This is a genomic window from Natronospira proteinivora (assembly GCF_024170465.1).
Taxonomy (GTDB): domain Bacteria; phylum Pseudomonadota; class Gammaproteobacteria; order Natronospirales; family Natronospiraceae; genus Natronospira; species Natronospira proteinivora.
The window spans coordinates 986,635-999,028 of sequence record NZ_JALJYF010000002.1 but is presented as its reverse complement, the minus strand read 5'-3'; the positions used below and the strand labels follow the sequence as shown (position 1 = coordinate 999,028).

Annotated in this window: 6 protein-coding genes; 3 read left to right on the top strand and 3 right to left on the bottom strand. The window is 59.4% G+C overall.

Annotated elements, in window-relative coordinates; all coding sequences use genetic code 11:
- Positions 1–4: 4 nt before the first annotated feature.
- A complete protein-coding gene (locus J2T60_RS11530) occupies positions 5–2,815 on the top strand; it encodes a hypothetical protein (protein ID WP_253450248.1) in 2,811 nt (936 codons plus the stop codon).
- Positions 2,816–2,963: 148 nt separating this feature from the next.
- Here the strand turns inward: J2T60_RS11530 and J2T60_RS11525 are convergent, their stop codons facing one another.
- Positions 2,964–3,386 carry a putative signal transducing protein gene (locus tag J2T60_RS11525; protein WP_253450246.1) on the bottom strand — a complete coding sequence of 141 codons (423 nt, stop codon included), beginning with the start codon at positions 3,384–3,386 and terminating at the stop codon, positions 2,964–2,966.
- 729 nt (positions 3,387–4,115) lie between these two features.
- A complete protein-coding gene (locus J2T60_RS11520) occupies positions 4,116–4,598 on the bottom strand; it encodes a hypothetical protein (protein ID WP_253450243.1) in 483 nt (160 codons plus the stop codon).
- 993 nt (positions 4,599–5,591) lie between these two features.
- Between J2T60_RS11520 and J2T60_RS11515 the strand changes: the two genes are divergently transcribed.
- Positions 5,592–8,282, top strand: coding sequence for a DUF2339 domain-containing protein (locus J2T60_RS11515; RefSeq protein ID WP_253450240.1), 2,691 nt, complete (start codon positions 5,592–5,594; stop codon positions 8,280–8,282).
- 79 nt (positions 8,283–8,361) lie between these two features.
- Here the strand turns inward: J2T60_RS11515 and J2T60_RS11510 are convergent, their stop codons facing one another.
- Positions 8,362–9,039: an NYN domain-containing protein gene (locus tag J2T60_RS11510; protein ID WP_253450235.1), complete on the bottom strand. Its 678-nt coding sequence runs from the start codon at positions 9,037–9,039 to the stop codon at positions 8,362–8,364.
- A gap of 276 nt (positions 9,040–9,315) precedes the next feature.
- Here J2T60_RS11510 and J2T60_RS11505 point away from each other — a divergent pair, with 276 nt between their 5' ends.
- On the top strand, positions 9,316–12,390 hold the full coding sequence (locus tag J2T60_RS11505) for a DEAD/DEAH box helicase (protein WP_253450232.1): 3,075 nt from the start codon (positions 9,316–9,318) through the stop codon (positions 12,388–12,390).
- The last annotated feature ends 4 nt before the right edge of the window (positions 12,391–12,394 follow it).

The following is a 12,394-nucleotide window of genomic DNA, read 5'->3' as shown; positions in this document are numbered from 1 at the left end:
GCTGATGTTCGCCGTCGGCTGCAGTTCGTCCAGCGGATCCAATGAGACCGATGGTGGAAGCGGTGACGGATCCGGTGGCGAAACCGAAGGGCCCGAGGAAGGTCAAGTTGGCGGGGAGGTGCATGGACTGAGTAGCGGCGGTCTCATCCTCACCCTCAATGATGAAGAGAGTTTTGAGATTGAAGAATCCGGTCCCTTCAGCTTCGAATCAACGATAGCAGTCGATGATGAATACTCGGTTGCCTTGGACGCCCAGCCCGCCTCCCAGCATTGTGAGCTTGAGAATGCCACCGGGACCATGCCCGAAGGGGGTGTCGACGATATCGCGGTACATTGCTACGCCGCACCGGAGTTGAGCGCAAGCTCGGACATCATGCAGATGCATGTTCACTGGTCAGGCCCCGGCACGGTAGACATCTTTTACTCATCCGATGCGGACTGCGATTGGGAGGCCTACAGCAATTGCTCCGACAGCGGTGCCATCATGCAGGCTGAAGGCGGCTCGGTGACGCTGGAAAGCATCGCCGACGGCTTCGATGTCGACACACCGTGGTATTTCATTGCCGAGTACCAGGGCATGCAGTCCCAGCGCGTAGCCGCCAGGGGCGCCACGCCGGCTTTCAGTGACTGGACCACGGACACCATCATCCAGGATGGTCGCTTGTATGTGAGCGGCGGCTTCAGGCATGTGGGCCTGCAGGCCAGCGGCGGTGCGCCAATCCATGCCGAAACCGGCCAACCCCATGGTCCTTTGCCCGCATTTGGGCCCGATGCGGACGCCGAGGTTCGCGCCGCTGTCCCCGACGGGGTCGGCGGATGGTTCATCGCCGGCACCTTCGACTCGGTGGATGGACTGGATCGCACCGGCCTTGCCCGGATCCGCCCCGACGGCGGTGTGGATACGGATTGGGCCTTCCACCCCGACCAAGCGGTGGAAACGCTTTTGGTTCATGAGGGCAAACTCTTTGTTGGCGGCCGATTCGCCGAAATCGAAGTGGATGGCGTGACTCATTCACGAGAGCATGTCGCCATCATCGATCTCGATGAAGGTGAGCTTCTCAATGAGCCGGAGATTTCCACCGATGAACGTGTGGAGGCCTTCGCCGCCGTAGGCGAGCGCTTGTTCATCGGTGGTCGTTTCGAACTCGTCAACGGCGTATCAAAAGATGTTCTAGCCGCCGTAGACCTCAGCGACGGCTCGGTTGACGAGGATTGGGGCCCGGATGTCTTTCGTGGCACCGGCACCCCCATTGTGGAAGGCTTGCTGGTCGATGACGGGGCGGTTTTTGTCCGTGGGCGATTCGACGAGGTCAACGACGCAGAGCGCAATGGCTTTGGCGTAGTGGACGCCGGAGGCGTTGGTGCGAACCTGGGGTATTGGGACGTCATCACCGATCGTCGTGTCGAGTCCTTCGCCCTCTCCGAGGATACACTCTATTTGGGCGGCCGCTTTCGCGAGATCAATGGCGTTGAACGCGACTATCTGGCGGCATTTGATCTTTCCTCCCGCAGCATGCGCGAAGGTTTTCTGGCGCAAACCGATCGGCGAATCACCCAGGTCGCCGTGGTGGGAGACCGGCTTGTCGCTAGCGGTGGATTCGACCGGGTAGGCCATGGCCCAAACGATGACATCGAGTGGCAGTTGACGCCGACACTGGCCGCCTTTGATGCCGATAGCGGAGTTCCCCTTTCTGACTGGCACTCCGGTATCACACGAGGCAATGAACCGCGTGTGCTCGTCGGAAACGGAGAGCATCTATACGTGGGCGGTGATTTTCGCTCCATTGGCGGTGTTCCCCGTGAGTATTTGGCAGCCTTTGATTTGGAAAGCGGCCTGCTGGACCGGGATTGGCGCCCAGAACTCGGCGGCGGGGAATGGACGTCGGTGGAAGCCATGGCCATTCATGGCGAGCGCCTCTATCTTGGCGGCTGGTGGGATGAAGACGCCGAAGTGGATCACGAAGGGCTGCTGGCAGTGAAGCTGTCCGATGCCAGTGTGGATGAGAACTGGCAGGCCAGCGTGGGCGATGGTGGCGTCGTCCGGCAGCTGGCGGTCACCGATGAACGGGTCTTTGTGGGCGGCGGCTTCTCGGACCCTGAAGGCCACTCGACGGAGAATGTAGCCGCATTCTTCCACGGCCAGGGCGGCGTGGACAGTGGCTGGTCTGCAGCCCCATCAAGCAATGTCAACACGCTGATCGCCCACGGTGACAGGCTCTATATTGGCGGGCACTTCAATAACGTGGGCGGCGTTGACCGTAGCCGACTCGCGGCCCTCGAACAGGATGACGGCAGTCTCGTGGATGAGTGGGCACCGGCCGCCGATAATACGGTTGAAGTGTTGCTTGCCCATGACAACATGATCTATATCGGTGGACGCTTCGAAGAAGTACGCGGCGACACAGGTGTTGATCCGCAATTTGAAACCCGCGAAGGCCTGGCCGCTCTCGACGCCCAGGACGGCGGGTTGGATGCGGACTGGCGGCCGGGCATCCGGCGGAATAGCCACGGCTCGGCAGGTTCAGCCAACGGGATAGCCATCGGTGGTGACGGGCAACTCTATGTCACCGGCGGCATCCTTTTCGCAGGCAGCCCCAATGAAGACCCCGATGCCCATCCGCGGGATTGGCTGGCCGCCTTCGACATGGAGGAAGCCACCCTGAATCACGACTGGAATCCCGGCCTGGACGGCAGTGGCTACCATGTCTCCGCCCATGATGATGTGGTGATCGTATTGGGTGCCGATGAAACCGGCGACACGCTACGCGGCGGCCTGATGCTCTTCGACGCCCACAGCGGCGAGCTGATCTGGTAAATCCCACACCGGGCCGGCCAATCCCGGCCGGCCCGGTCTTTCTGTAAGCGGCACCGATAGAACCCTAATCTCGCAACTATGCAGCGGATGCGTGTTGTTTGTACCTTCTTTAGGCACTCACACTCCATCAGTAGAGGGTAGCTTCACCTCATTCATCCGGTACCCAGTGATGATAGCAGTCGCGACAAGAACGGCGACCGGTGGCAGGCGGAAAGATGATGGAAGCAATGCCCAGGCTCATTAGGGCAAGGAGGGTGAGCGGCCACGAAGCGTGACTGCGGAGACGATCTGAACCGCACTCAGGGCAGTCAATGGCTTTGGTGTCCGGATGAATGGCCTGGAGCGCGGTAATGTACGCACCGTTACGATAGTCGGCTTCGATGCCGAGGGCCTGCTCAACAAATGCGGGCGGCACCTGAACCTTGACGCCCCCCAGGGCGGTGGCGAGCGGCCAGTCGAGACTCACGTGTTGATCATGGGCCAGGGTAGCAGGAACGCCCTCAGCTTCCAGGCGGCCGCGAACGATATGCGCCTCCCAGGGCTCGGTGTAGCTGGCGATCGTAACAAGCATCTCGATTTCCCCTTTCACTTCCCCTTCATCATGCCCGCTTGGCGCAAAAGATGCACGGCGCAATAAGCCCGTTAAACTCAGCGCCCAAACAGCAAGTCATCCTAAACTGAAACCATATTGACGAAATGATCATCTTGAATCATTCGCATTGCATGCACATCCAGGCGGCTGACGACACGTGTAGTTTCTGTTAATACAAGAGTCACCACATGCCTTTCCTCTCCGGCATATCCTGCAACACCGCTGGGGATTGTCCACATCCGCTGACGCACCCCCTAGCATGGCGACAGAAAGGTCACCAGACAAAATGGATTCGCTGACTTCAAGCTCGGCACATTCTTCGAGCGCCGTAGCATCTCCAGCTTCTGCTTCTTCAGCAAAAGCAACCGGGCCAACAACTAGAAGAACAAATAAAAGGATCCAAAATCGGGCTATAGAGCGCATAGCTTATCCCCTGCATCATACCCTTGTAGGTAGACCCGGGGTTTCGACTCCCGGGGATAAAGCCCAAGAGACGCTGCAGCTTCCTGCTATACGCCCACACCATACTGTTCCAGTCTCACCAGACCGTGATGGCAGGCCTACTTAATATAGTCGGGTTTCTTGATTTTGGATAGAAAATATTCATTTGGCTCCTTAAGAAGATACATCACGGCGGAATTTGGCTGGTGGTGGTTGTCGCGGCTTATTGCTTTTGTGGGAAATGAGCATCCCCATATTTTTTATTCTCTAAGGAACCACCATAGGAACAAAAATCAACGTCTGCGTGACGGACTCACCGCCTAGCATCTCTTCCGAGCGGCCTTCCTCAATTCCTCGCCAGACCTGGGCCGTTTTAATATTGGGGTAATTGAGCATAATAATGGCGAGGTCCCTCTCTATCTTATCCCGGTGCTTCACATTTGCCGAGGTAATTGTCAGCCCCATCCGGCCCGTTGCAACAAAACTAAATCCACCCACGTAAGTAGATTGTCCGGGCCGAATCTCGAACGGGATTGAAAATTCAGATTCCGGCCTTGCGCTGGTAGGCCCACTGGACAATGCCCAGTTATAAAATTCGTATTTGCCTGCTTCCAGCTCAATCGCAAAGACTTGTCCTCTGACACCGGGCTTCTCAATATCCCAATCTTTTTGCGAGGGCAGCATGGGCGCCTGACCTTGGCCAATGCTCAACTGCCTCTTAAACTCCTTATCCAAGGAGCGAAAAAACATGCTGTACCCCGAATACCCACCCTCATAGGTTACCGAAGCCAATAACAAACCGGACTCCGAGTCTGAGTCCGGCTCATACCCCCCCGATACGTTCTCCGCAACCGGCACAACAGTGCACGCCTGCATCCCAACAATTAAAATCAAAGCCAATATTATCCAACCCCACCTCATGCTCGCTCCCTGTGTCATTTTTCAGTTCTCTTAAGTAACCATCAGTATCTATTTGCTGCATGATCCCCTTTCTTTGCGAGTTCCAGATCATAGAACCGGGGTAGACCTCATTAGATAGGGTAGTTATCAGCATGCGCTTCGGCTTTTCCAGAGCCCAGCGTAGGGGATCAGTATCGACGGTGTTTTCATGGACCAGATAGAAAGCGTCTCGGGCTAAACCCTGGTCACTCTCGGACAAACACAACGCCAGAGGACGTCGCACCATATAAAAACTGCGAAATGCCCCCCTTCTTTCAAACCCTCTCCCCGTGTTCGTTCGATCAGTCTAGTGGGATGCAGGCCCTGACCACCATTTTTTGCTTAGTGCCCCCCTAATTTCCGCACCCTTGCTATGCGCATGGGCCGTACTCAAAGGGGCGTTATCAGGAATAAATAATATCGGGAGCGCCGTTTTTTTCAAGTAGTCTGCTTTCACGAGCGGAAATAATCCCTTAATTTTTCGAGATGGATCGCATCAAGGCAAGTCTCGTTCGACGGGCCAAGAACACAGATAGCACCGACACATGCATTATGGCCCCATTTCAACTGACGCCGGTGGTAGGGACCAAGCGGTCATGACATTGATTCACTCATGGCGGTTTGGCCGGCAGGTGTATAAATTTTCCGACAGATCATGCAGATTAGGGCCTACGGGAGGGGGCTGTCCGCGTTTATCGGCGTTCATTCGGCGTTCAGTACGCATGCCCCTCCCATTCAAATTGAATCTGAGCGTGTAGCCGGGCCATTAGGCAGCGCCGGGGATAGAGAAAGGGGACTTGTGGCATGAAAGGGGATTTTGGCTTCCTGCTGACGGTGCTTGCCGTCATTGTCTTCGCGGTGGTGGTGAGCCGACTCAATGAAGCGCTCAAGCAACTTCGGGCGCGGACCCGGGACCTGGAAGTCCGACTGGAGGAGCACGAACGCAATACCGCCACCCGGGCCGCCGCCCAAGAAGCCACCCAGGTAACCCCCAAGGTAACCGCAGAAACCGATACGGCGGCCTCACCACCCGATTCTTCACGGGAAGAGCCGCCAGCCGATCCAAACCGGCAAACAAAAGCCGCCAAGCGCGATGCGCCGGACTCGAACCGTATCCATGCCTCCACCCTCCTGTCCGAACACCCGGACGACCGCCGCCCGGCCCGGGCCGCCTTCCAGTCATCGACCATCGACAAACCGGCCTCCGATCCCCTTGGCCAGGCGCTGAGCTGGCTTAAGGACTGGTTTTCTCACGGCAATGTGCCGGTCAAGGTGGGCGTACTGGTCTCTTTCGTTGGCGTGGCGGCGCTGTTGCGTTACGCCGCGGCACAGGGCTGGCTCTCGGCGCCCATTGAGTTCCGTCTGATCGGAATCAGCCTGGTGGCATTGGGCGCGCTTGCCTTTGCCTGGCGGCAACGCCACGCTCGCCGGCTTTTCTCCCTGGCCGTGCAGGGTGGTGCCATCGGCACGCTGATCCTGACCGTTTTTGCCGCCTTCCGCCTCTACCAGCTGATCCCCACAACAGCGGCCTTCGCCCTACTGCTGATTCTGGTCGCGGCGACGGGAGCCCTGGCGCTATTACAAAACGCGCTTTCGCTGGGTGTACTCGCCCTGGTGGCCGGCTTTGCCGCACCGATACTCGTCACCACCGGCGAGGGCAGCCACATCGCCCTGTTCAGCTACTACGCGCTACTCAATCTCGCCGTCCTAGGTGTCACCTGGTATCGGCCCTGGCCGCTGCTCAACCGCCTGGGCTTCGCCTTCACTTTCATCATCGGCACCGTCTGGGGCGTGCTCCGTTACCAGCCGGAACACTTCGCCAGCACCTTCCCCTTCCTGGTGTTTTTCTCGTTGCTGTATCTGCTGGTCCCGATTCGCCACGCCCTGAACCAGCCCGCAGAGCAAACCAAGGCCCGGACCGGCACGCTGGATGTGGCCGTGGTATTCGGCCTGCCGCTGTTCGCCTTCCCGCTATTTGCCGCCCTGTTCGACGGCGAACGCCTCGCGGTGGCGCTGTGCTCGGCAGTGATCGCCGTGGTCTATGCCTTGGTGGCCTGGCTGACGCTTAAGCGCTTCCGGCTTCGCCCGCTCGGCGATGCGCACCTTGCATTGGCGGTGGGCTTTGCCACCCTCGCCGTGCCCATCGCCTTTACCGGGCCGACGGTCACCCTGATCTGGGCCCTGGAAGGGGCCGCCCTGGTATGGATTGGCCTGAGACAGCAAGAACGCCTGGCCCAGCTGGCCGGGCTTGGTCTGCAGGGCCTGGCGACCCTGGCCCTGCTCGGGGCCACCGTCACCGGCCCGTCGGCAGAACTGCCCATTCTCAACGGGCTATACATGGGCGCGCTCGCCATCGCCTTTGCCGGCCTCTTCAGCGCCTGGCGCTTCGATCTCGCCCGCACCCCGGAAACCCTGGTCCACTCACTCGCCGTCTGGGGCATTGCTGTCTGGGCACTGGCCGGTGTGGTGGAGATCGAACGCCATGCCAGCGGCGCCCTCCAGGCGGACCTTATGCTGGCCCTGGCCGGGCTGACCGCCGGACTCGGCGGCGCCCTGTATCGCTGGCGTGGTTGGCCGGTCACCGCCATCGCGGCGATCATCGCCCTGGCCACAGGCACCCCCATCGCCCTCGCCCAACAGATTCATTTCGGCGATGTCGTCGCCGGCTGGAGCGCCCCGGCCTGGGGCCTGTTCCTGGCATTGGCCTGGCTGGGACAACGGCTCATAGACAGAGCGCCACCCGAGCAGCGCCTAGCGGCCAGCCTGGCCACCCACGCAGCCTTGCTCGCCGCACCAAGTATTGCCCTGTACAACCTGACCGCCAATACCGCCGGAATGGGCGTCGGCTGGCAGATCGCCCTCGGCGGCTTGCCGGTACTACTGCTTTGCGCCTGGCTACAGTTCCGTGAGCGCCCCCCGCTCAGCCCCTGGCCATTGCCGGCCGAGCAACAGGGCATCCTGAGAATTGCCAGCAACAGCCTGCTGCTGCTCGGCCTGCTAATCAGCCTCCAATCGGCAGGCGATCCCTCACCCCTGATCTACCTCCCGATCCTCAATCCCCTGGAAATAGCCCAACTGGCCGCGCTGGCATTGCTGCTCACCTGGAAACTGCCGGCCCACCCCTACAAGCAGCCCGCGCTTGCCGGGCTCGGCCTGCTGGTGGTCACGGCCATGACCCTGCGAGCCACCCATCATTTCACCGACATTCCCTGGAACTTGGAAGCACTCCTCAACGCACCCACCGCCCAGGCCGCCGTCACCGTCCTCTGGACTATCCTGGGCGTCACCGCCTGGGTTCTCGGCTCCCGGCGAGGCGATCGCCCCCTCTGGTGGTGCGGCGCCGCCCTGCTCGGCCTGGTCCTGGCCAAGCTCCTCCTGATCGACCGCCTGTTCCTATCCAACATGGCCGGCATCATCTCCTTCCTCGCCTTCGGCCTGCTCTCCATCCTGGTGGGCTACCTGGCCCCCGCACCGCCAGAGGAGACCGAGGAGTAGACAGCGCGCTGGCCCGTATTCTTAGAGCTAGAGTTTCTGCTATGGGATAACGATCGCACCTCTATAACCTGACTGTTAGCTATGTGGAATTTCTCGGATTTTTCCAGCCTCCGCATAGGCCATCAATGTGCTCGAATAGGTCCGGATTAATATGATTCCACATTGGATCTAAAACGAAATCGATGCCATTTCTACGAGCGAGCTTCGCGGCAGGTACAAAATCACTGTCGCCTGCCACCAATATAATTTGGTCGACATGACCACCATGTGCCAACGAGGCAATGTCGGAGGCAATCTTCATATCCACGCCTTTCTGTCTTGCGTGATAGAAGACATCGGTAGGCTGGATGTCCTTGACCTCCAATGTGCCGCGAAGAAGTTTCTTCAGCAGGTCTCCTTTCAACTCCCAGCGGGCATTGTTCTCATCCAACCGACCGAGACGTAATGCGACTTTTCGCTGACGTTTTAATTGCTCATGCAAAGAATGACGAAAGATTGCCTCGCGAGATTCTGCTAACCGTTCCCCGCGTTGTGATACTGGATTATGGATATACTTCGCTAGGGGAGGGCAGTCGTAAAAGAAGATTCTATACAGCTCACGAGATCGTGGCGGCCGGTTCGCTTTTCGAAGTAGGTTTATTGCACCGGCATAAAGATTCGAAACGGTGTCTTCGATTGGTTCGTCATGCTTCTCGGGGTAGAGGGCACGATAGCGCTTAACAAAGTAAGCGCCATCAATCAGGATCGCAGTCTTCATTCGCGGACATCCCTTTCCTTAGCCAAAAACCTTAGCCAAAAAAAAGCCCCAAATTTCCGAGCCCTTGCTATGTGCGAGGGCCGTACTCTAAGGGGCGCTATCAGGGAGAGATAATAGCGGGAATTCCGGCATTTTCAAGCCCCCCGCACTTGTCTGATCAGCGACCACCTCGATTCGCCAGGACCCAGAGGAACACAACCGCCCTCTAACCATCTGTTTTTGCGCTGTTTCTTGGGCCGTCTAGGTGCGATTGGAATTCCCTGGTATGTTCCATTCATGCGTAAGGGACTTTACGAACGGATCATCGACCAGGACCTGGCGGAGTCGCTGGAGACGCTAAGTTCGGAGCTTGCCTCTGAGCGCCTGGACCCTGCAGACAGTCATTCAGTGCTGGCCGATCACCTTCGGATCCTGGTGGCGGCGGTCCTTCGTCGACAGCCGGCAGATGGTCGCTTGAAGCATCAGGCGGCGCTGTTCAATCGCCTTGTCGAGGTGCTGGGGGAGTTTGACGCCAAGCTGGGGACGACCGGAAAGCAACTGGGACCAGCGATGGAACGGTTGCTGGCCGTTTATGATGGTCCCGAGCCCCCGCCACGGCCGGACACCCCCGCTTCGATGTCGAGCCTGCTGACCGGTACCCGATCAGACCCCAGCCTGCTGTCTCAACTCAAGCGGGAGCTGGCCACGGCGGATCGGGTGGATATTCTCTGCTCCTTTATCAAGTGGAGCGGGGTAGGTCTGTTGCAGGACGCGCTGGAGCGGTTTGCTCAACGCGAGGGAACGGAACTCCGGGCTTTGACCACCAGTTATATGGGGGCAACCGACTTGGCCGCCGTGGAAGCCCTGGCACGTTTGCCGAATGCCCAGGTGCGGGTCTCCTATGACAGCCACCGGACTCGCCTACACGCCAAGGCTTATCTATTTGAACGCCAGACGGGATTCAGTAGTGCCTATGTCGGATCAGCCAATCTCTCCCGGCCAGCGCTGACGGAAGGCCTGGAATGGACACTAAAGGCAACCCAGTATGCCGACCCGGCCATCTGGGAAAAGGTCCTCGGCACTTTTCAAAGCTACTGGGAAGATCCGGAGTTCGAGGCCTTTGACGCCGATAAGCTGCGGGAGGCCCTTGCCGATCAACGCCGACCGAGGGAACAACAGGCAATTGTGCCGGCCTTTGACTTGCGGCCCTTCCAGTTCCAGCAGGAGATCCTGGAAGCCCTGGCCGCGGACCGCGAAGACAGAGAGGCGCCCCACCGCCAACTGGTGGTGGCTGCCACGGGGACTGGCAAGACCATGCTGGCCGCCTTCGATTACCGGCGGCAGGTTCGGGAATATGGCGGGCGTTACCCTCGCCTGCTGTTTGTCGCGCACCGGCGCGAGATCCTGCAACAAAGCCTGAACAGCTTTAGGGCGGTGCTACGAGATCAGAATTTTGGTGACCTGCTGGATGCAAGCGCTAAGCCGAGCCAGACCAACCACTTATTCGCCACCATCCAGGCCCTCCACCGCCGGGACTGGCTCGCCGAAGCGGCCCGCGAGCCCTATGAATATGTCGTCATCGACGAGACCCACCGGTCCGCTGCTGAATCCTACCAAGGTGTGCTCGACCGTCTGGAACCCAATATCCTGCTAGGCCTGACCGCGACACCGGAACGCGCCGATGGCGAGGACATTCTGGCCTATTTCGGCGACCGCATCGTCTCCGAGATGCGCCTGCCCGATGCCATCAATCGCCGCCTGGTGGTGCCGTTTCACTACTATGGGCTGGCAGATAACATCGATTACCGCCATGTGCACTGGGAGCGAGGCGGCTACCGCGTCGCCGAGATTGACAAGCTGATCACCGGCGACCGAGTGCGAGCCAGCCTGGTGGTCGAGCAATGTCATCGACGCCTACCCGATGTGCACCAAGCGCGGGGCCTGGCCTTCTGTGTCAGCGTCGAGCATGCCCGCTTCATGGCTGATTTCTTCAATCAATCTGGCATCCCCAGCGCCCACCTCAGCGGTGAAACCTCCCGCGCCGAACGGGATCAGGTGCGAGACCGCCTACGCCGCCGGGACATCAATTTCATCTTCGTCGTCGACCTCTATAACGAAGGGGTGGATATTCCCGATGTGGACACCGTGCTCTTCCTGCGCCCCACGGAAAGCCTCACCGTCTTCCTGCAGCAACTCGGCCGCGGCCTGCGACTGACCTACGACAAGGATTATCTGACGGTGCTGGATTTCGTCGGGCAGATGCACGAGAAATTCCGCTTCGACCATCGCCTTCGCGCGCTCTCCACGGACCCGGATGCCAACCTCAAGGAAGAAGTGGAGCGAGACTTCCCCCACCTCCCCGCTGGCTGCGCGATTGAACTGGAACGCAAGGCCCGTGAGCGCGTACTGCACAACATCCGCCGCTCGGTCCTGGCCGGACAACCGCAACTGGTGCGAGACATTGCCGATTTCGAAGCTGAGACCGGCCGCCCCCTCAGCTTTGGCGCCTTCCTCCAGCACCATCGACTGAATCCTGACGATATCTATCGTCGCGCGAGCTGGTCACGGCTACTGGCCCGCGCCGGCCTGCGGGAGGATTTCTCCTGTCCAGACGAGCAGCGCCTGAGCCGCTGGCTCCGACGCCTCACCCACGCCGACGACGCCCTGCGCCTGGACCGCTGGGCCCAATGGCTGGAAACCGGCCAGGGCGACGACCCACTAGTCCTAGCGCTCTGCGTCGCGCTCCTGGGCAAGGACAGCAACATCGAATCGGGACAAGATGCCTGGCAACTACTCCAGGCCAACCCCGAACTCCACCGCGAAGCCCGCGACCTCGTCGCCTGGCCCCGCCAACAACCGGGCGCAGGCCGACAAACACGGCCAGAAGAAACCGCCAAGCTCCCCCTGATCCTCCACGCCCACTACACCCGAGACGAAATCCTCGCGCTAACAGGCGTTCAAGGCTGGGGGAAGAAAGTCATGATGCAGGAGGGGGTCAAACACATACCAGATCAGAAACTAGACCTGTTCCTCACGACCCTACAAAAATCCGAGAAACACTACAGCCCAACCACCATGTACGAGGACTACGCCCTGGACGCCTGGCATTTCCACTGGCAATCCCAAAGCACCACCTCGGACACTTCCCCCACCGGGAAACGCTACATCCATCACGCTGAGAAAGGCTACACACCGCTGATGTTTGCCCGGGAAGTAGCAAAGAAAGGTGATTACACCCTGCCCTATGCATTCCTGGGGCCGGTGGAATACCAATCCCATGGAGGCAGCCGGCCGATCAACTTCATCTGGCGGATGGAGTATGAAATTCCTGCCAGGATCCTGCGGATTTCGAGACGCTTAACTGCGGATTAAGTTG

What these genes read in the sequence shown, in the direction of transcription:
- J2T60_RS11530 (WP_253450248.1), top strand. Translation starts at nt 5, where the DNA reads ATGTTCGCCGTCGGCTGCAGTTCGTCCAGCGGATCCAATGAGACCGAT.
- J2T60_RS11525 (WP_253450246.1), bottom strand. Translation starts at nt 3,386, where the DNA reads ATGCTTGTTACGATCGCCAGCTACACCGAGCCCTGGGAGGCGCATATC.
- J2T60_RS11520 (WP_253450243.1), bottom strand. Translation starts at nt 4,598, where the DNA reads ATGTTTTTTCGCTCCTTGGATAAGGAGTTTAAGAGGCAGTTGAGCATT.
- J2T60_RS11515 (WP_253450240.1), top strand. Translation starts at nt 5,592, where the DNA reads ATGAAAGGGGATTTTGGCTTCCTGCTGACGGTGCTTGCCGTCATTGTC.
- J2T60_RS11510 (WP_253450235.1), bottom strand. Translation starts at nt 9,039, where the DNA reads ATGAAGACTGCGATCCTGATTGATGGCGCTTACTTTGTTAAGCGCTAT.
- J2T60_RS11505 (WP_253450232.1), top strand. Translation starts at nt 9,316, where the DNA reads ATGCGTAAGGGACTTTACGAACGGATCATCGACCAGGACCTGGCGGAG.